Below are 18,677 nucleotides of genomic sequence, written 5' to 3' on the forward strand. Positions count from 1 at the left end.
TGGGATCGAGATGAAGCAGCCGTTCGAGAAGGTGGTCGCGCGGCACGGGGTGACCGTGCTGCGCGTCTGCCGCGCCCTCCTGGGCGTGCACGACGCCGACGACGCGTGGTCGGAGACGTTCCTGTCGGCCCTGCGCGCCTATCCCGACCTGCCGGAGACGGCGAACGTGGAGGCCTGGCTCGTCACCATCGCGCGCCGCAAGGCGATCGACGTCCACCGGGCCACGAGGCGGAACGCGGTCGCCGTCGAAGACCTTCCCGAGACGCCGAGCGGTCTCGGTGTCCCCGGCGGTGACGACATGGACCTGTGGGACGCGGTGGTGAAGCTGCCGGACAAGCAGCGTCAGGCCATCACCTACCGGTACCTCGCCGGGATGTCGCACGCGGAGATCGCGGCGATTCTCGGCGGCACCGCCGAGGCGGCGCGCAGAGCCGCGGCCGACGGGCTGAACACCCTCAGGAAGAGCTACCCGGGCGCTCACGCGAAAGGAGCATCCTCATGAACGACATCCTCGGCGTGCTGTCGGCGCCCGTCGACCCCGAGACGATGGCACGGCTGCACGCCCGGCTCGCGCGTGAGGCGGAGGCCGAAGGACTCGTGGACGTCGCCTACACCGTCGTCGACTCCCCGGTCGGGAGGCTGCTGCTCGCGGCGACCCCGAAGGGTCTCGTCCGGGTGGCCTACCAGAACGAGGACCACGACCGGGTGCTGGAGACGCTGGCGAGCAGGCTCAGCCCCCGCGTCCTGCACGCCCCCCGGCGGCTTGAGGCCGCCGCGCGGGAGATCGAGGAGTACTTCGGCCGCCGCAGGAGGACGTTCGACCTGCCCCTGGACCTGTCGTTGTCGCGGGGGTTCCGGCAGCTCGTGCAGGAACACCTGCCGGAGATCGGCTACGGGCGGACCCTCAGCTACCGGCAGGTCGCCGAACTCGTCGGCAGTCCCAAGGCCGTCCGCGCCGTCGGCACCGCCTGCGCGACCAACCCCCTCCCCGTCGTCGTTCCCTGCCACCGGGTGCTCCGCGCCGACGGCTCCCTCGGCGGCTACATCGGCGGTCTCGACGCCAAGGCCACCCTGCTGAACCTGGAGGCCGCGGCATGACGACGAGGGTCGATCCGTGGCGCGAGCGCGTCGACGCCGCCGACTGGGCCGCCGTCACGGCCGAGATCGACGAGTACGGCGGAGCCCTGCTGCCACGACTCCTCACCCCGGAGGAGACCGCCGGGTTCTGTGCGATGTTCGACCGGGACGAACTGTTCCGCAGCACGATCGACATGGGCCGGTACCGCTTCGGCGAGGGGCGGTACCGGTACTTCGCGGCGCCGTACCCGGAACCGATCGAGCGGCTGAAGCAGGCGCTCTACCCGCGGCTGCTGCCCATCGCGCGTGACTGGTGGGCCAAACTCGGCCGCCCCGCGCCGTGGCCCGACACGCTCGACGAATGGCTCGCGATGTGTCACGAGGCCGGGCAGACCAAGTCGACGGCGATCCTGCTGCGATACCAGGAGAAGGACTGGAACGCCCTGCACCGCGACCTCTACGGCGACCTCGTCTTCCCCCTCCAGGTCGTGATCAACCTCAACCGGCCCGGTGTGGACCACACGGGAGGCGAGTTCCTGCTGATGGAACAGCGTCCCCGCGCGCAGTCACGGGGGACGGCGACACTCCTGCCGCACGGACACGGCTACCTCTTCACCACCCGGGACCGTCCCGTCCGGTCGAGCCGGGGATGGTCGGCGGCGCCGGTCCGTCACGGTGTGTCCGCCATCCGCTCCGGCCTGCGCCACACCCTGGCCCTCGTCTTCCACGACGCCGCGTGAGCGCCGTGAGCCCGCGCCCGGACGTCCACGGGGCGAAGAGCCTCCCGGCCACCGGGGACGCGACGCCGATGTACGGCGCGCCCGACGAAATTCCCGAAGGCGTTTTTCAGGGAACCGTCCCGGTGGACGCCCCTACGGCCTTATTCGGGGTGACCATCGGGAGAACACGGCCTGAACGCGTGTCGAATCGCCGGCCTACCCTTGGATTCGTGTCCGGATCATTGGGTCTGACACCCACTGACATTAAGGGCACTCGATTTGACTGATTGCTGAAAACCGCTTCTGACCGGTGGGAAAAACACGGTCAATTGAAGGTCCCGACGGCCGGGATTCTGGTTATTCCTCGCGGGTCCGGCATGGCGTTGGCCCGTGAACGGGGAGACCGGCCGGTGGGCTCCGGGGCTCGGCGGGTCGCCGGGCCCCGGACCTCGACCCCGAGGCGTTACAGGGCCAAAACTCCACAGAGGGTGCGGGCAACGGGATCAGAACCAGTTCGAAGCCGCCGTCTCACCTGCTACGGCCGAGGTTCACAGGACCCGTCGCGGTCCTGGACGTCTGGCTTCGTCGCCGCACTCCTCGCTGCACGTCCGGACGGATTTGTCAGGCGAACCTGACCTGGATCGGGTCGAACGCTCCCCCGGAGAATCCTGACAGCGTCGACCAGGCGCCACCGCTCACCCAGACGCCGTTGTGCCACGAGCATGAGCCGGGGCGGCAGTACTGGGCCTCGACCCGATAGGACAGGCTCGTCCCGGTGCACGACACCTGGGCGTACGTGCTCACGTCGGTTTGCCGGGTGCACTCGGCGTTGAGCGGGGCGTTCACCATTTTGATGGCGGTTGTGTGAACGGGGGAAGCGGAGGCGGGGGTGGCCAGCGACGAGGCGGCGATGAACGCGGCGATCCCCAGACCGATGAGGCGACTTGACATGATTCTTCTCCATTCGTAAAAGACTCTGTCAAACCCTGGGATCATAACCATGTAAAAGATGAGATGTACACTCTCGTCGACCTTTCGGGCTTGGGGATGCGGCCGTTTATGTCCCACTCCAGGGCCTCGGATACGGCTTGAGCCGCAGGCCTCATGGCATTTCGACGGCGGCCCGGCCTACCGGCCGTCGTCGACGCGGGACGCGTCCTCGCGAGTGCCGGGCCTTGCGGCCGGGGTTCTCCAGGGCGTGCGGGGGGCGGTGCCGAACGGACCGGGCCCGGCGCGCGCAAGGGTTCCGCCCGTGACGGCCCTCGACGACCGGATCACCACGAGTGGGTACGGGTAGCCTCCCGGGAGCCGGGAGCCGGGAGCCGGGAGCCGGGAGCCGGGAGCCGGGAGCCGGGAGCCGGGAGCCGGGAGCCGGGAGCCGGGAGCCGGGAGGGGTCGTGTCCGAAAACAAATAAAATCCCCTGTCCTTTTTGAATTCCGGCGACGGGCACGCGGCGAGCATTTTCTTGTTTCCAAGTAGGGATTTATCCGGCCGTTGATCGGGGAGGGTGTTCGCGGGTGCGGCCCCCATATGGAATGTGTGAACTTCACTCATTGGGTGTGAAAACTTCACGAGAGAGATAGGGGAACTTCGCCGAATGCCTGGTCGTGCCGGGGAACACCGCCCGGTGGTGCGTGACCTGCGCCGATACGGAGTTATGCGGAACCTGAAAGAGGGGCCTTGACTCCCCCTTCTTGCTCGATTAGTAATAGTTACGGTCAAGTTACGCGAGCCGCCAAATAGTCACGGCCGGGTCGCGCCGCCCCCGCTGCGGGCGGAAAGCAACGGCACTCCCCTTCGTCATCCCGGTATCCGTGTTCTAAGAGGGAGAATTCTCATGCGTGACCGCCTGACCTCCGTCGTCTCCGAATTCGGCACACCGTGCTATGTGTACGACGAGAACCTGATCGACAGGAACGTCAGCCGATTCACCGGCCTGGCATACCCGGAGAAGGCGGTTCACTTCGCCTCCATGGCCAACAACAACCCCCGGCTCCTCGAACTGGTCAGGCAGCGGGGCCTGGGCATCTTCGTCAACTCCCTGAAGCACATGAAGCTGGCTCTGAACTGCGGTTTCAGCCCCAGCGAGATCATCTACACCTCGACGGGGGTGCGGCGCGAGGACCTGGCGTTCATCGTCGAGCACGGGGTGGCCGTCAACCTGGACTCGATCGGCCAGCTGCGGCTTTTCGGCGAGGTGAACCCGGGCGGACGCTGCGGTATCCGGCTGAACATCGACGAGAACTCCCTCGACAACGTCTTTATCGGCGCCGAGAGCCGTATCGGCGTCCTCGAAAGTGAATTCGAGAAGGTCATGGCCACGGCCAAGGAGTACGACATCACCATTGTCGGAACGCACGTCTACCTTGGTACGAACATTGTCTCCCTGGCGACCATGATGCAGGGGGTCAAACGCACCCTCGAACTCTCGAACCACTTCGCCGACCTCGAATACGTGGATCTGGGCGGCGGCTTCCCGGTCAGGGGCGACGACGCCATCGATTTCGACTACGCCGAGTACGACAAGAGCATCAGCGAGGTTTTCAACGCCTACTCGAAGGAGCGCGGCCGTCCGATAAAGCTCATTCTTGAGCCCGGACGCTCCCTCTTCGGGGACACCGCTGTTTTCTGCACCTCCGTGCTCGACGTGAAGGAAAGGCCGGACCGCTTCCTGGTCTGCTGCGACGCCAGCGCGACCCTGCTTCCGCGGTCGATGTTCTACAACGAGTTCCACAACGTGGACGTCCTGGGCAAGAGCGGAGCCGTGCTTGAGAAGCCGGTCGACGTCGTGGGATCGACGACGTACTCCCGCGACTTCCTGGCCAAGGGCATCCACCTGCCCGCGCTGGAGCCCGGGGACGTCCTGGTCTTCGACCAGGCGGGAAGCTACTGCTACTCGATGATCACGCAGTTCCTCGGCCAGACCGAGCCGTGTGAGGTGCTGCTCGACAAGAGCGGCGAGCCCACGCTCATCCGGTCCCGTGAGCAACTGACCGGGAGCGACCGTTGACCGACGGACGCTGGTCGTTCGAGGAGATCGCCCCGGGTGAGGCTCACCGCCACCGGATCGTCGCGGAGGTCCACTCCACCAGGAGCGCCTTCCAGCACATCCAGGTGCTTGAGACCGAGAGCTACGGCCGGGGCCTCTTCCTCGACGGACGGATCCAGCACGTCGCCGCGGACGAGTACATCTACAGCGAGAGCATGGTCCACCCGGCCATGTTCCTGCTGGGGGGTTCCTGCGAGCGGGCACTGTGCATCGGGGCGGGGCCCGGCGGTGTCGTGCGCGAGCTGTTGAGATACCCCGGGGTCGGCGAGGTGGTCCAGGTGGAGATCGACACCTCGGTCATCGACGTGGCCCGCGACCACCTGCCCCACGTCGGCACCGAGCACTGGTCCGACCCCCGGGTCCGGCTCCAGATCGCGGACGTGCTGGAGTACCTCGACGACGAGCCCGGCCGGTTCGACCTCATCGTCAACGACCTGAGCGAACCGCTGCCCGGCAGCCCCGCCTCCGAGGTGTTCTCGGCGCGGAGCGTCGGCCTGATGCGGTCCAGACTCAGCGAACGCGGCCTCTACGTCTCGTGGTGCGGCTCGGTCGGCCCCCGCTCGTCGGAGATGGCCGCACGGATCGGCGCCGTGGTCGAGCGGGTCTTCCCGCACGCCTACCGCTACGTCACACACCCGCAGTCGTACGGAACGGTCTGGATGACGGTCATCGGCTCCAACCTGCCGCTCGACCCGCTGGGCACCGGAGCCGCCGAGATCGACCGCCACCTCGCGGAGCGGATGACCGGCACCCTCCGCCTCTACGACGGGATCACCCACCACCACATGTTCCACGTGCCGAAGGACGTGCGCGAGGCCGTGGCCGGCGTCGACCTCGAACAGCCGATCCAGCTTCTCGTCGACGGGAGTGCCCGGACATGAAGACCGAGAACGAGAACTTCACCGCCGTCGCCCAGCTCTACGACGAGGAGATGCCGGGCAACAACCTCGTCCACGACCTCATCTACCCCGAGGTCTACGGACAGGGCGAGTACATCGGCCAGTTCAGCGACAACAGCGCCTCCGAACTCCGGCTGATGGGCTCGGCCATGAAGCTCCCGCCGGGCGCGGCGGTGCTCGACATCGGCTGCGGCACCGCCGCCGTCGCGAGCTTCCTCGCGGGGGAGTTCCGCTGGAGGATCACCGGCATCGACGTGGCGGGAAGCCCGCTGGAGAAGGCGAGAGACCGGATCACCGCGACGGGGCAGCGGGAGGAGATCCGGCTCGTGCACGGAAACGTCTACGAGCAGGAGTTCGACGGACCCTTCGACGGAGCCTACGGAACCGGCGCGTTCTGCCACTTCGACGCCGCCAGGCTCTTCGCCCGCTGCCGTGAGCTCCTGCGGCCCGGCGGCTCGCTCGCCTTCCTCGAACGGGTCCGCACGGGGGAGCTGGACGAGCGGGAGTGGCACTCGCTGACCACGGAGTGGGCCTGCCCGAGTGTCTACTCGACCGGCGAGTACGCCGACCTCCTCACCGACGCGGGCTTCGCGGTGACGGAGTGCCTCGACCTGACCGAGACCTTCCGCGACTGGCAGGACAGGTCGGTCACCGTACGGCACCGCCTCCGCGACCGGATCGTCGCCCTGACCTCGCAGGAGTACTTCGAGACGAGCACCCGGCTGGCCGACTACGAGAACGCCGTCACCAAGGCGGGAAAGCTCGGCTACGCCCTCGTCGTCGCCACCGCCCGCTGACCGTCCACATCTTCGCGAACGCAACAGGGGAATCCCATGCCGGCCGGACAGGTTGTCGAACCCATCACCGCCTACGAGCGGCACGTCCACGACGTCGTGACCGTGCACCGCGCCGGCCGTACCCCGGTCCAGGAGTTCGCGATCGTCGAGCTCGGCACGTACGGCCCCGCCCTCCTGCTCGACGGGCGGGTCCAGTCGACCGCGGGGGACGAGGCCCACTACCACGAGGCGCTGCTGTACCCCGCCTACGCGATGAGTGACCGGGTCGAGCGCGTGCTGGTCCTCGGCGGAGCGAACGGCGGTGTCCTGCACCGGCTGTGCGCCCTGCCCGACCTCCGGCGGGTGGTCCAGCTCGACGTCGACGGCGAGCTGTACGAGATCACCAGGTCGATGCTTCCCCACATGCACCGGGGGGCCGACCGCGACCCCCGGTGCCGCGTCGTGTTCGGGGACCCCCGGGCCCTCGTCCGTGAGGTCCGCGAGGCAGGTGACGACTTCGACCTGGTGGTCGCCGACCTTCCCGACGCCACGGAGGGGTCGGCGACCGAACGGCTCTTCACGGCGGAGTTCTACGCCGAGGTCAGAGGTGTCCTGCGGCCCGGAGGGCTCTTCGCGACGCAGGCGGGACCTGCGCACTTCCTCGCCGCAGACTTCTTCGCCGGCACCCTGCGGACCCTGGGATCGGTCTTCCGGTACGCGACGCCGTACGCCATCTCGGTGCCCTCCTACGGAGTGCCGTGGGGGTTCGTCGTCGCCGGGGACACCGTCGATCCTGCGGGTGTGACGGAGGAGCGGGTGGCGGCGGCCATGGCGAAGGTGGACCCGAAGGCGTCCACCGTCTACGACGCCGTCACCCACCGCCACATGTTCGCGCTGGAGCGGCGGCTGCGCGAGGCGCTGGCCGACTCCGGCACAGTGGCCACGGACCGGAAGCCGATCAATGTAGTTTCGTGATCACTTCCGGCTTTCCGCACAGACGACGCGATGGAGAGATGAGACCCGATGGCAGTTCCCGGTAGGTCCTCGCTCGCCGGCACCACGGCCGCTGTCGCGACGGGGATCACCGCCAACCTCATCTGGGGCCTCGCGTTCCTGGTCCCCGTCCTGCTCAGCGCCTTCGACCCGGTGGTCATCACGCTCGGCAGATACGTCAGCTACGGCATCCTGTCGCTGCTGATCCTCGCGGTCACCAGGACCCGGCTCCGTGGCCTCGGAAGAGACGTCTGGCTCATGGCCGTCCTGTTCGCCTTCACCGGCAACGTCGGCTACTACTTCTTCGTCGTCCAGGGCGTCGCCCTGGTCGGAGCCCCCGTCGTCACCGTGATCATCGGTACCCTCCCGGTCACCGTCGCCCTCTACGGCAACTGGCGGCACAAGGAGTTCCCCTTCGGCCGCCTCGCCCTGCCCATCGCCCTCATCGCCGCCGGGCTCGTCCTCGTCAACCTCACCGAGGCCGGCTGGTCGGGCACCGGAGACCGGCCGCTCGCCGCCCAGCTCGCCGGCGCGGGCTGCGCCCTCCTCGCCCTGCTGATGTGGACCTGGTACGGCGTCGCCAACGCGGCCTTCCTCAAGACCCACCCGGAGATGTCCTCGGGGCGGTGGTCGACCCTCATCGGCGTGGTGACCCTCGTCATGGCGCTGCTGGCCAGCCCACTGCTGCTGCTCGGCGCCTCCGCCTCCCCCGCCCCCGGCACCGGTGGGGCGAGGGACTCGGTGGCCTGGCTGATAGCGGGCAGCCTCATCCTGGGCGTCATGGTCTCCTGGGTCGGCACCCTGCTGTGGAACAGGGCCTCCCACCAGCTCCCGGTCTCGGTCTCCGGACAGCTCATCGTCTTCGAGACGATCTCCGGGCTCGCCTACGTCTTCCTCGCCGAACGCCGTCTGCCGCCGCCCGTCGAGATCGTGGGCATCGCCGTCGTCATCATCGGTGTCCTGATCGGCATCCGGCGGTCGATGCGTCAGGCCGTCCGCGAGCCCGTCGGCCACCTCAACGATGGGAAGGACCGATGAACTCCGAAGAACTGCTCGTCAGGCTGACCGCGATCCGGGACAGGGTGACCGTCGCGGCCGAGAAGTCCGGCCGGAACGGCGACGAGGTGACCGTCATCGCGGTCACCAAGACCCATCCGGCCACGACCGTCGCCCACCTGTACGGCACCGGCGTGGCCGATCTCGGGGAGAACCGGATCCAGGAGGCCTCCACCAAGATCGACGAACTGGGCCACGACCCCTGGCGCTGGCACCTCATCGGGTCCCTGCAGTCCAACAAGGCGGCCCAGGCGGTGCGGATGTTCGACGTCGTCCACTCCGTGGACACCCTGAAGCTCGCCCGGCGTCTCGACCGGGTCCTCGCCGACGATCCCGAGCGGGGCCCGATGCGGATCCTGCTCCAGGTCAACGTCGCCGACGAGGCGAGCAAGTCCGGTTTCGACCTCCGCGGCCCCGGCGACGGGGAGAGATGGGAACGGTTCCTCGGCGTCGTCCGTGAGATCGCGGCGCTGCCCAACCTGGTGCCGTGCGGCCTCATGACGGTCGCCCCCCTGGTGGACGACCCGGAGCAGGTCCGTCCCTGCTTCCGGGCGCTCGCCCGCATCAGGGACGCGCTGCGCGAGCACGTGCCGGACCGCGACTGGCGTGAGCTGTCGATGGGCATGTCCAACGACTTCGAGATCGCCGTCGAGGAGGGCGCCACCCTGGTGCGGATCGGCAGGGCCATCCTGGGGGCCCGGAGCTGACGGGGGCACACCCGTGCGGCGGAGTCGCTTCCCGTTGGCGTGAAAAAGCAGATGAACATTCCTACCCTATCGGACTTACCTTCAAATAACGCAGGGTATAGCGAAATTAACGCTTTGCATGTGATCCATGGTGGTTTGGTGTTAAATTCAGCCATGGCGAGATGGTGACTCGCTCTCAGTGATTTCGTTACGCCTGAAGGGCTGAAACGATCATGAGTGAGAATTCGGCTGATTTTTCGAGACAGGTTCCGACGGCGATCGGGAGTGAAGAGAAGGGCTTCGGCGTCACGGCGGGGCGGGGGGCACGCTGCCGAGGTGTGTCTCCGGAACGGCCCTGATCAGGCGCAATACATCTGAGGTGCCGTGATCGCGGTCGTCGGCCAGAACGGCACCGGTTCTCAGGCGGTGTTACGGGAGCGGACAGGCGAACTTCCGGGATCGATGCGGATCCGGCTGTACGGGGCGGCGCCCTGTCGGGGCAGGCGGGCGCCATTGGCAGGCGGACACCGAACGCCGGAGCCGTCACGCCTTTCCCCTGATATTTCGGGATGCGCCATGAATGTTCCTCACGATCCATCCGATATTCCGGTTTTCCCTGGCGCCGGGTATCTCCTGCGGTTGATCGCCAGGCTCGCTCGCCGGCCGAGACGTGGTGAATGTCCGGTGCCCGACAGTCACAGAGGGGTGAGGCAGGGCAGAGAAGGACTTCCGATCGTCTACGTCGTCGGTGCCGAGAAGCACACGAAACTCTCCCACGGTCTCGCCCACTTCCTGCGTGAGGCCGATCCACGCCGGGTGCCGTACGGCCTGTGCGTCTTCTCCGACCGGGCGTTGGGCTCGGAACGTGAGTCCGTCGAGGTCACACGCGCCGCGTTGGCGGAACTGGCGCAGGCGTTCGGCCGCGATGTCAACGGCCGTGACGGCAAGGTGCGTTTCCGCAGGTTCGGTCTGGTCAACTGGCTCCTGCAACAGAGCGACGCGGACGCCGTGGACGGCCACACACCGACACTCCTGCGCAGGCTGCGGGAACGTGAGATCCGCCGCAGGGGGGTGTTCGGATTCCTGCGCTCACCCCAGGCGGAATTCGCCGTGGGCGAGGTGCCCTGGTGGTTACGGCTGCTCTGCCTGTACGTCTTCCCCCTCGCCTGGTTCAGGATACGTCTCGGGCTCGGCGGAGAGTATCGATGGCTGCTTCGCCAGCCGTACCTCTCACCGGCCGATCCGGGCACGTTCATCGGTTTCGCGGAAAAGCTGACGGGCCCGAACAAGGACGTCGAGAACATCGAGCAGCTCCGCAAACTCATGGCGAACGCGTTCATGGAGGACCTGCGGGTCGCCTACCGCCGTCGGTTCTGGCGTCCCAGAGCCGCGCGGCGCATGGCGTACTGCGTGGCGATATTCGACGGGACGACTTCCGAGAACGGGGGCGACACGCTCCTGGAGACCATCATCGACGTCCGCATCGACACAGGGGCCTTCGACCCTCTCCTCGTCATAGCGTGCGACATGGCGGTGCCGGAACCGGGGTCGCGCCTATACGGCCACTGGGGCGACAACCGGCTCTGGACCCTCGACGACCGGCGTTATGACGGCTGGCGTGACGGCTTCCTGCGCCACGCCCGCGCCAGGACACACGATTCCTGGTACCTCCCGCTGCTCGTTCCCGACCCGATGTCGCCGACCGAAACGGGATACGACTTCATCCGCCAGAAAGAGGTCGCACAGGACGCGCGGCTACGTGTTCCGGCGCCGCCTCTGTGGGCGCGCCGTTCGACCGGCAGGATGCTCGCCGCCGCCGTGGCCCTGGTGCTGGCCGGTGCCGGTGTCAGGCAGTGGTACGCCATCCAGGACTACCAGAGCGCCCACTGCGGGCTGGATGTGTTCGCCGCCGACTCCGGCACGGTCCAGACCATGCCCACAGGCGAGTGCGTCGGCGTCTCGCGGTACGGATTCTCCTTCCAGACCTCGGACGGAAAGCTGAAGGCGACCCTCCAGACCGTCAACGAGCTGAACCGCAAGGCCGACGAGCTGCACAAGCAGGACCCGAAACGCCCCCTGATCACGCTCGTTCACCTGTCGGCGTTGTTCAGCACCACCGACAGATCCCCACGGGCACGGGCCTACGTGCGCGAGGCCCTGCAGGGGGCGGCCAGCGCGCAGTCACGTCAACTCCGCAGGTCCGGTCCCGTAGAGCCCATAGTCCGCGTCTATCCGGCGAACGCGGGGTCGGGAATGAGGTACGGCCCCCAGGTCGCCGAGATCCTGGCGCGCCTCAAGGAGAAGGACCCCACGATTCTCGGCGTGACCGGCCTCGACCAGAGCAGGGACGCCACCAGCCGGACGATCCGCGCCCTGACCAAGGTCGGGCTCCCCGCGGTGGGCACGATCCTCTCCGCGGACACCCTCATCCGCCAGTCGCCCATGTACTTCCAGATCTCGCCGCAGAACAGGCGTGAGGCCGAGGTCGCCGCGGCGTACGCGGGCCGCCTTCGCTACAGAACAGGGGAGAAAATAGACCGCAAGGTTCGCATACTTTATTCCGACGATCCGATGGACATCTACAGCGACAATCTGAAGGACGACGTCGAGAAGAGCTTCAAGGAGATCGGTTTCGCCACCGAGGTCATTCCGTACTCCACTCCGAGCGTGGACTCCAGCAGGATCTCCGCCGGGCTGATCGACCTGGGAAGACAGGCGTGCCACTACTCAGGGCTGATCTTCTTCGCGGGACGCGCGGAGGACTTCGAGTCGATGCTGGGCGGCGTCAACGAGGCCTGCAACTCAGAACCGCCCACCATTCTCGGTGGCGACGACGTGGCTCGCCTGGCCGCCGACGCCGAACGCCGGAAGAACTTTCCCGGAATCTCCTACGACTTTCTCGACTTCGCGCTCGACGCCGCACGCTGCGACAGCACCAGCGAGCTCTACGCCGAGCTGGCGGAGCTGTTCCCCGATGAGTGCAGTCAGCTGGAGAGCTCCTCGCTGGACGGGCACGCCGCGATCGCTTTCGACGCCGTCAGGCTCTACGTCAACGCCGTCAGGCAGCTGAAGGAGGAGTTCCTGGACATGCCGCTGACGTCGGCGACGATCTGGCACGCCATCAGCGGCGTCTACGGAGACAAGGCGCTCGACGGGGAAAGCGGCATGATCGACTTCGGCGGTGACGTCGACCGTCAGGTCCCGCTGGACAAGCTCATCTCCGTTCAGCGCGTCGACGGCTTCGGCCGACCGGCGCAGGTGGGGTTCTGCGGCCGGGTCGGCGGCCTGAAACAGGCGTCGTGGTGCCCCGCCCTGGAGGTCGGCCCCGTCCGGTGACCCAATGTCAGGCGGCGGGCCGGGGCAGGTTCGCCCGGCGACTCCACCGGCGACGCGGTGCCGTACGGCCCGCTGGTCCGCACAGGGTGCGGACCCGGGCGCGACCGCCTCCGCGCCACCGAACGGCTTCAGAGCGGAGAGTGGCTTTTCACATACACAAAGTGATGTATGTGGGCAAGTTTTCGATAGATCGAAGCCCTGTCACCAGCTGACGGGCAGGGCGGTCAGGCTGCCGGTCACCACGTTCGCGTCGAAGGTCAGCTCCTCCGGCGCGCAGCCGAGCCTCATGGCGGGAAAGCGACCGGTCAACCGGGAGAAGACCGCCTGGAGTTCGATGCGGGCCAGCGGCGCGCCGATGCAGTAGCGGGCGCCGTGGCCGAAGGTCAGGTGCGGTACGGCCGCGCGACCGATGTCGAAGCGGTCGGGGTCGTCGAACACGGCGGCGTCGTAGTTGGCCGCGCCGGTGTCCAGCAGCACCAGGTCACCGGCGCGTATCCGCACGCCGGCGATCTCCAGGTCGGTGCGGGCGTAGCGCGCGATGCCGTCCCCGCCAAGGCTGAGCGCGCGCAGGATCTCCTCGACCGCCGTGCCGATCCGGGACGGGTCGGCCACCAGCGCCTGCCACTGGCCCGCCGTGGCCAGCAGCCACAGCACCCCCGCGTCGATCGCCGTGACCGTGGTCTCGTGCCCGGCGAACAGCAGGATCATGCTCATCGTGGCGGCCTCCTCGTCGCTGACCCCGTCGGTGGCGGCCAGCCGGGAGATCACATCGGCGTCGGTGTCGCCCTCGGCCCGTTTACGGGCCACCAGGCGCCGGCCGTAACCGAACAGTTCCTCAAGGCCCTGCTCGGAACGGGCCCGGTCGGTGACGTCGCTCGCGGCCTGGCTCCAGGCGCCGAACTGCTCGCGGTCCTCGTAGGGCACGCCGAGCAGTTCGCAGATGACCGCGATGGGCAGCGGCAGCGCCAGTGCGGAGTGCAGGTCGGCGGGCGGCCCGGCGGCGGCCAGCTCGTCCAGCAGGGTGGCGGTGAGCGTCTCGACACGGGCGCGCAGGACGCGCATCCGTTTGGGCGAGAAGTGCGGCTGCAACAGCGAGCGCATCCGCCGGTGGTCGGCCTGCTCGGTCTCGAAGTCGCCCATCGGCCCGCCGAACATCACCGACTCCCCGGTGCGGGAGGCGTGTTCGGGATCGTGGTGGGACCGGCCGAGCCGGTCGTCGTTCAGCAACCGGCGCACCTCCGCGTATCCGGTGACCTGCCATCCGGGGGTGCCGAGGGCGGTGCGGACGGCATGGATGGGGCCACGGGCCTGCAGTTCGCGCAGCAGCGGCGCGGGCAGCATCGGGCCGGGCCGCTCGAACGGCAGCTGAACACGAGTGGTCACGATTCCTCCAGAAGGCAGACGCGGGTGTGGACACACGGAGGGGACGGACCTGGACGCGGCCATCCGCGCCTTCGCCCGCGCCGGATACGCCGCCGACGTCATTCCGGCGGGCGGCGCAGGGGGGAACGCGGCACCGACGTGGACCTGGTGCCGCACGAGCCGGGCGGGTGTTTTGACCCCTTAAGTCCTATACCCACTTCCCGTACGGCACCGTCGAGGCATTCGCGCGGCCCGTGGACGATCGGGGCGCCGGGTCACCGCCGCAGGTCAGATGAGGCCCTGTCCGGCCCCTGACGTCGCGGGCCAGGGATCTGGCACCGCCACAACCCGCATGCTATAGGTAGTCAAACAACTACCAAGAGTGATCGACGTAGGAGAAGCATGCGCCCACCTTCCATCGCCCTGAGCGTCGCCCTCGCCGGTGGCATCGTCGCGAACCTGCTGAGCGGCTCCGCCGCCCACGCCGCCCCGGTCACGACCCCGAACACGACGGCTCAGCAGCCGCTGAAGTGGACCGCGCTCGGCGACTCCTACAGCGCAAACGCCCTTGTTCCCCGCTGGGACCCCAGCGACGGCTGCGCCCGGTCCAACCACAACTGGGAACAGCAGCTTGCCCAGCGGCTGAACGCCGAGACCTCCAACTGGGTTCGGCTCACCGACGTCTCCTGCGGCGCCGCCGAGATCGACAAGGGAGTTCTGTCCCCGCAGACCTGCGACCTGCTCCTTGGTCCGCCGTTCAACCACGGCACCTGCGCATGGCCGGCCAGGCCCGCCCAGATCGACGCGCTCAACGGCGACGAGGACGTCGTCACCGTCGGAATCGGCGGCAACACCCTCGGGTTCGCCGGCATCCTGGCCAAGTGCCTGGAGATGGGGGTGAAGCAGGGCGACCCGCCGACACTGGGCCCGGGGTGCAGGGACTACTACGAGAACGGGGAGGGCCGTCAGTGGCTGGCGGACAGGTTCGCCACTCTGACCCGTGAGTACACCCTCATGATGCGGCGGATCCACGAGCGCGCTCCGCACGCGAAGGTGTTCCTGCTGGGCTACCCCACGGTCGTGTCCAGGCCGTTCAACCAGACCACCTGCTACTGGGGGAACTTCAAGCGGCTGGGCACCGTCCGCCTCGGCGTGGACGGCGACTTCCTCATCGCCCTGGAGCGGCGCCTCAACGAGGCGATCAGGCAGCAGGCGCGGGACAACCAGGGGTGGGCCACCTACGTCGACACCTACGAGTCCAGCCAGGGCAAGGGCGTGTGCGCCAGGGGCGCCGACCAGTGGATGTACGGAGTGTTCGACGACCTGGTCATTCCCGAAGGCGAGACCAAGCCGGCCGACCCGGCCGAATACCGGTGCGATCTCCTGAACATGCTCCCGGCCGGCGTCCCCAAGGGTGAGGCCTGCACCCTCATCCACCCCAACGTCCGCGGCGCGGCGAACCAGGCCAACCAGATGTACGCGGCGTTCCGCAGCGCGGGCCTGACCCCGGGACCGAGGTCCAAGGGCTAGGCCGCGACCACACCGGCCCGGCGCGGACGCCGGTGTGGTGAGCGGTGCGACGGCGGGCACCGGCCGGATCGTCGGCCGGTGCCCGTCTCATCGACCGGTGTCCACCGGGTGGTCAGGCACAGTGCCGGTCAGGCCGCCGGGACCCCGGTCGGGAGACGGCGGGACGCTGAGGATGATGCCGTAGCCGGTGATGTCGGAGGGCTCGCCGACGGGCCTGCCGTCGGCCTGGATCCAGGCGTGGGCGGCGAAGGGCGGGGTGCGTACGCCGGTGCACCAGGTGGGCCAGTGACCGCGCAGGCGGCACAGCAGGGTCGCGGCGAGAGAGCGCTGCAGGCAGTGGCGTCCGGCGCACATGGTGCTCGTGGCGGTGACGGCGGTGCGGGCGTCCAGCGCCTGGGCGTGTGTGGCGGGACGGGTGCCGTGGCGCAGCAGGATCAGGACGGCGACGATGCGCCGTGGCGGCAGGTGGGCCAGCAGCCGGGCGGCGGCGACGGCGGTGCGGGCGGCGACGCGGGTGCGCAGCGGGGGCCGGGTCTTCGGGGAGTGGAGAGTCTGGCTCACGACCGGACCAGCCCGGTACGACGCAGGTCGTCGAGCAGGGCGGCGATGTCGTCGGCGGCCTGCCGGTGAGTGACCGGTTGACGGCGAACGAGCTGGTCGGCGAGCTGGTCGGCGGTGGTGCCGCCGAGCAGGGCGCGCAGCACCTCGGCTCCGGTGGCGTTGGTCTGCCAGTATCGGCCGCGGCGGGTGTCGAGCAGGATGAGCGCCTGCCCGGTGTCGTAGAGGGTGACATCAGGGCACAGGGTCAGGCTCATGACGGTGGACCTTCAGGTAGGCGGGTTCGGGGTGGGCGGCGATGTCGCGCAGCCAGGCCTCGGCGGCCAGGGTGTGTTCGAGCTCGGCGGCACCGCCGGTGAGCAGGGCGGGGCTGATCAGCGCGCGGCGCAGCGCGCCGGGGTCGGCCAGGCCGATGGCGGCCAGGTGAGAGTCGGTGGCGAAGGCGGCCAGGGTGTGGCGGTTGGCGACCAGGCCGGAGTGCCATTCGTCGCCGCAGTGGTCCTTGGTGGTTCGCTCCAGGATCGCGTCAGGGACCAGGCCGCGCATCGCCTCGGCCAGCAACGGCTTGTAGACCCAGGGGGAGGCGGCGTCCTCGGGCCGGACCGCGAGGCACGCCTCAAGCACCGCGTCGTCACAGAACGGCATGTGGATCGGCAGCCCGCCGCGGTCGGGTCCGTGGGCGGCGGTGATGCCGCAGGCGCCCCGACCGGCCTGTATCGCCTGTTCGACCCGTGCGTGGTGACCGCGTTCGGCGGCCAGCGGGCCGTCTCCGTTCTCGGCCGCGTCCCGCAGCAGACCGGCGACCAGGTCACGGGCGTGGTCACCGGCCCAGACCGGCAGGGTGACCGGTGGCCCCCAGCCGACCGGCGGCCTGCCGAGCGCCGTCCTGGGGGAGCCGAGCAGCCGGGCCTGCGCGTTCAGCCAGGAGGGGTAGGAACCCATGTCGGTGAGCAGGCGGGCGGCCGACGCGAGCGGCCAGCGGGATCGGGCCCGGTAGCCGGTGGTGTGACGCAACGCCAGCAGCGGGCGGCGGCGGGCCAGGCCGTGCACGTATCCGGGCGGCGGGATCACCGCGTGGTCGCCGCCGTGCCCGGAGAACCGGGCGACGGCGCCGTGCTCGCGCAGCAGTTCGGTCATGTGCTTCTGCTGGAGACGGTCGCGGATCCCGAGTGAGGGTCCGTCCCCGGGTTCCAGGCGGAGGTGCAGGCCGTCGAAGTGCCCCGGCACCCGATCGGAGGGGAACGTCAGGTGCGGCACGCCGAGCACGTCGACAGCCTGGCGTGCGTAGCGATGGTCCTGGTTGTTCGGATTGGCCCAGTGCAGGGTGGCGGCCACCAGCCGCGCTCCGGCCTCGGCGGCGAGGAACGCCACCGAGGTGGAGTCCGTCCCGCCCGACACGTCCGCTCCCCACACCTGCCCGGTCCGCACCCGCACCGCCACGGCCTCGCACAGGGCGTGCCGCAGGGCGGTCGCGCCCTGCTTCAGCGGTAGCACCGGCTCGGGCGCACGCCACCAGACGCGGGACCGGCCGACGCCGTCCGCGTCCACCAGCAGCGCCCGCCCCGGCCCGATCGACTCCACCCCCTGCCAGGCCACCGCCTCACCCAGCGGGTACGGCACGCCAGGCCCGGCCAGCAAGGCGGCCAGAACGGCCGGGTCCGCCGTCGCCCCCGTCAGATGAGCGAGCGTCCGCGCCCGGTCGGCCACCACGGTGACCCCGCCCATCCGGGCGTGGTAGAGCCGTCGTGCTCCGAACGCGCTTCCCCGCGCGTAGGTCTCTCCGTCGACGGAGGCCAGCACCGCGAACGAACCGGCGGCCCCGTCCAGCACCGCCTCCACCTCCTGTGGGCGGCTCACGGCGACCGATCGCCGTGCCAGTTCGTCCCCGCCGAGGGAACACAGGCCGAGGACCGCCAGCCGTACCCGGCCCGAACCCGCCAGGACCAGTTCGTCGCCGTCCCAGCACCCCACCAGCCAGGGACGGCCGGACGCGTGCGGCACCACATGACACCCACGCCCCCGAACCCGCCCGACGGCGTCACCCGCCGCCGCGCAGTCCGGCAGCGCCACCAGCCACGATCGGCCGCACCCGCGCATCCGGCCGCCCCCTTCCTGTTACGAACAGTCGGTCAGTCTCAGTCGTCGCCCTCGCGGAAGAAGAAGGTGCCTTCCGGGCGGTTGGGGTCGAGGTTGCCGAGAGTCGTGGCGGCGAACGCGCCGACCTCCGCCACCAGTGGCGGCTCGTACACCTTCACCGGCTCCGGCATGTCCTGCTTCATCTGATTCACCTCCTTTCCTGAGCAGTCGATGACGCCATTACAGCTAAAAGTAAGTGCCTGATGACTATCTGTTACTACCTGGGACGGAGAGCTTCGCATCACGCGGCCACCAGCTGAGCGTCACCGGTTCCGCATGTCACACTGCGTTATCGGCCAAGTTGGCCTGATTCCTGTAGGCGGGGAGCCAAGGGCCGCCGCGACGCCGTCCGGAGGTGTGGATCCCGGCGCCGGTCCGCTGTACGGACGGTCCGGGCGGTCGTCCTGGGGGTGCGGCGCGGACTTGTCGATGTCGGCCGAGGCTCTACGGCGCCGGGTGAGGTGGGGCCGAGCCCTTCCAGGCGGACCTCGCGCGGCTC

17 protein-coding genes are annotated in these 18,677 nt (G+C 69.0%); 11 read left to right on the forward strand and 6 right to left on the reverse strand.

The genetic code is table 11. The annotated features are described in order from the left end of the window. The first annotated feature begins 10 nt into the window (after nt 1–10). Genes ACIBVQ_RS28315 through ACIBVQ_RS28325 form a run of 3 tightly spaced genes read left to right on the forward strand, consistent with a single transcriptional unit; the run spans nt 11 to nt 1,817 of the window. On the forward strand, nt 11–502 hold the full coding sequence (locus ACIBVQ_RS28315; RefSeq protein WP_352014975.1) for a sigma-70 family RNA polymerase sigma factor: 492 nt from the start codon (nt 11–13) through the stop codon (nt 500–502). Then, nucleotides 499–1,098: a methylated-DNA--[protein]-cysteine S-methyltransferase gene (locus ACIBVQ_RS28320; protein ID WP_399181101.1), complete on the forward strand. Its 600-nt coding sequence runs from the start codon at nt 499–501 to the stop codon at nt 1,096–1,098. The genes ACIBVQ_RS28315 and ACIBVQ_RS28320 overlap by 4 nt, the downstream gene beginning before the upstream one ends. Beyond that, complete coding sequence (locus ACIBVQ_RS28325) at nt 1,095–1,817, forward strand: 2OG-Fe(II) oxygenase (RefSeq protein ID WP_352014973.1); 723 nt, start codon at nt 1,095–1,097, stop codon at nt 1,815–1,817. Before ACIBVQ_RS28320 ends, ACIBVQ_RS28325 begins: the two co-directional genes overlap by 4 nt. 600 nt (nt 1,818–2,417) lie before the next feature. Here ACIBVQ_RS28325 and ACIBVQ_RS28330 read toward each other — a convergent pair. Next, on the reverse strand, nt 2,418–2,747 hold the full coding sequence (locus ACIBVQ_RS28330; protein ID WP_352014972.1) for a hypothetical protein: 330 nt from the start codon (nt 2,745–2,747) through the stop codon (nt 2,418–2,420). Between the two features lie 887 nt (nt 2,748–3,634). Here ACIBVQ_RS28330 and ACIBVQ_RS28335 point away from each other — a divergent pair. From ACIBVQ_RS28335 to ACIBVQ_RS28365, 7 genes are all read left to right on the forward strand, one after another. Next, nucleotides 3,635–4,807, forward strand: a complete 1,173-nt coding sequence (locus ACIBVQ_RS28335) for a hypothetical protein (RefSeq protein ID WP_352014971.1) — start codon at nt 3,635–3,637, stop codon at nt 4,805–4,807. Further along, the gene (locus ACIBVQ_RS28340) at nt 4,804–5,727 is read left to right on the forward strand and encodes a hypothetical protein (RefSeq protein ID WP_352014970.1); all 924 of its coding nucleotides are present in this window, start codon (nt 4,804–4,806) and stop codon (nt 5,725–5,727) included. Before ACIBVQ_RS28335 ends, ACIBVQ_RS28340 begins: the two co-directional genes overlap by 4 nt. Continuing rightward, a complete protein-coding gene (locus ACIBVQ_RS28345; protein ID WP_362915560.1) occupies nt 5,724–6,542 on the forward strand; it encodes a class I SAM-dependent methyltransferase in 819 nt (272 codons plus the stop codon). The genes ACIBVQ_RS28340 and ACIBVQ_RS28345 overlap by 4 nt, the downstream gene beginning before the upstream one ends. Nucleotides 6,543–6,578: 36 nt before the next feature. Continuing rightward, a complete protein-coding gene (locus ACIBVQ_RS28350; protein WP_399181105.1) occupies nt 6,579–7,496 on the forward strand; it encodes a hypothetical protein in 918 nt (305 codons plus the stop codon). Nucleotides 7,497–7,544: 48 nt separating this feature from the next. Beyond that, nucleotides 7,545–8,552, forward strand: coding sequence for a DMT family transporter (locus tag ACIBVQ_RS28355; RefSeq protein WP_352014967.1), 1,008 nt, complete (start codon nt 7,545–7,547; stop codon nt 8,550–8,552). Further along, nucleotides 8,549–9,277 carry a YggS family pyridoxal phosphate-dependent enzyme gene (locus tag ACIBVQ_RS28360; protein ID WP_399181107.1) on the forward strand — a complete coding sequence of 243 codons (729 nt, stop codon included), beginning with the start codon at nt 8,549–8,551 and terminating at the stop codon, nt 9,275–9,277. The genes ACIBVQ_RS28355 and ACIBVQ_RS28360 overlap by 4 nt, the downstream gene beginning before the upstream one ends. Before the next feature lie 684 nt (nt 9,278–9,961). Beyond that, on the forward strand, nt 9,962–12,592 hold the full coding sequence (locus ACIBVQ_RS28365; protein ID WP_399181109.1) for a hypothetical protein: 2,631 nt from the start codon (nt 9,962–9,964) through the stop codon (nt 12,590–12,592). Between the two features lie 201 nt (nt 12,593–12,793). On the opposite strand, the gene ACIBVQ_RS28370 is transcribed toward ACIBVQ_RS28365, so the two are convergent. After that, nucleotides 12,794–13,975, reverse strand: coding sequence for a cytochrome P450 (locus tag ACIBVQ_RS28370; protein WP_399181111.1), 1,182 nt, complete (start codon nt 13,973–13,975; stop codon nt 12,794–12,796). A 381-nt stretch (nt 13,976–14,356) separates the two neighbouring features. On the opposite strand from ACIBVQ_RS28370, the gene ACIBVQ_RS28375 reads away from it, so the two are divergent. After that, the gene (locus ACIBVQ_RS28375) at nt 14,357–15,484 is read left to right on the forward strand and encodes an SGNH/GDSL hydrolase family protein (protein WP_399181113.1); all 1,128 of its coding nucleotides are present in this window, start codon (nt 14,357–14,359) and stop codon (nt 15,482–15,484) included. A gap of 87 nt (nt 15,485–15,571) precedes the next feature. Here ACIBVQ_RS28375 and ACIBVQ_RS28380 read toward each other — a convergent pair whose 3' ends face one another. The 4 genes from ACIBVQ_RS28380 to ACIBVQ_RS28395 form a co-directional block, all read right to left on the reverse strand. Continuing rightward, the gene (locus ACIBVQ_RS28380) at nt 15,572–16,045 is read right to left on the reverse strand and encodes a lasso peptide biosynthesis B2 protein (protein WP_399181115.1); all 474 of its coding nucleotides are present in this window, start codon (nt 16,043–16,045) and stop codon (nt 15,572–15,574) included. Further along, nucleotides 16,042–16,299 (reverse strand): lasso peptide biosynthesis PqqD family chaperone, encoded by a 258-nt coding sequence (locus ACIBVQ_RS28385; protein WP_352014961.1) that lies wholly within the window; start codon nt 16,297–16,299, stop codon nt 16,042–16,044. The genes ACIBVQ_RS28380 and ACIBVQ_RS28385 overlap by 4 nt, the downstream gene beginning before the upstream one ends. Then, a complete protein-coding gene (locus ACIBVQ_RS28390; RefSeq protein WP_399181117.1) occupies nt 16,277–18,043 on the reverse strand; it encodes an asparagine synthase-related protein in 1,767 nt (588 codons plus the stop codon). The genes ACIBVQ_RS28385 and ACIBVQ_RS28390 overlap by 23 nt, the downstream gene beginning before the upstream one ends. A gap of 134 nt (nt 18,044–18,177) precedes the next feature. After that, on the reverse strand, nt 18,178–18,321 hold the full coding sequence (locus tag ACIBVQ_RS28395; RefSeq protein ID WP_386194772.1) for a lasso RiPP family leader peptide-containing protein: 144 nt from the start codon (nt 18,319–18,321) through the stop codon (nt 18,178–18,180). Nucleotides 18,322–18,677: the final 356 nt, after the last annotated feature.

Source organism: Streptosporangium sp. NPDC049376 (genome assembly GCF_044466505.1).
In the GTDB taxonomy this organism is placed as follows: domain Bacteria; phylum Actinomycetota; class Actinomycetes; order Streptosporangiales; family Streptosporangiaceae; genus Streptosporangium.

What these genes read in the sequence shown, in the direction of transcription:
- ACIBVQ_RS28315 (WP_352014975.1), top strand. Translation starts at nt 11, where the DNA reads ATGAAGCAGCCGTTCGAGAAGGTGGTCGCGCGGCACGGGGTGACCGTG.
- ACIBVQ_RS28320 (WP_399181101.1), top strand. Translation starts at nt 499, where the DNA reads ATGAACGACATCCTCGGCGTGCTGTCGGCGCCCGTCGACCCCGAGACG.
- ACIBVQ_RS28325 (WP_352014973.1), top strand. Translation starts at nt 1,095, where the DNA reads ATGACGACGAGGGTCGATCCGTGGCGCGAGCGCGTCGACGCCGCCGAC.
- ACIBVQ_RS28330 (WP_352014972.1), bottom strand. Translation starts at nt 2,747, where the DNA reads ATGTCAAGTCGCCTCATCGGTCTGGGGATCGCCGCGTTCATCGCCGCC.
- ACIBVQ_RS28335 (WP_352014971.1), top strand. Translation starts at nt 3,635, where the DNA reads ATGCGTGACCGCCTGACCTCCGTCGTCTCCGAATTCGGCACACCGTGC.
- ACIBVQ_RS28345 (WP_362915560.1), top strand. Translation starts at nt 5,724, where the DNA reads ATGAAGACCGAGAACGAGAACTTCACCGCCGTCGCCCAGCTCTACGAC.
- ACIBVQ_RS28350 (WP_399181105.1), top strand. Translation starts at nt 6,579, where the DNA reads ATGCCGGCCGGACAGGTTGTCGAACCCATCACCGCCTACGAGCGGCAC.
- ACIBVQ_RS28355 (WP_352014967.1), top strand. Translation starts at nt 7,545, where the DNA reads ATGGCAGTTCCCGGTAGGTCCTCGCTCGCCGGCACCACGGCCGCTGTC.
- ACIBVQ_RS28360 (WP_399181107.1), top strand. Translation starts at nt 8,549, where the DNA reads ATGAACTCCGAAGAACTGCTCGTCAGGCTGACCGCGATCCGGGACAGG.
- ACIBVQ_RS28375 (WP_399181113.1), top strand. Translation starts at nt 14,357, where the DNA reads ATGCGCCCACCTTCCATCGCCCTGAGCGTCGCCCTCGCCGGTGGCATC.
- ACIBVQ_RS28385 (WP_352014961.1), bottom strand. Translation starts at nt 16,299, where the DNA reads ATGAGCCTGACCCTGTGCCCTGATGTCACCCTCTACGACACCGGGCAG.
- ACIBVQ_RS28395 (WP_386194772.1), bottom strand. Translation starts at nt 18,321, where the DNA reads ATGAAGCAGGACATGCCGGAGCCGGTGAAGGTGTACGAGCCGCCACTG.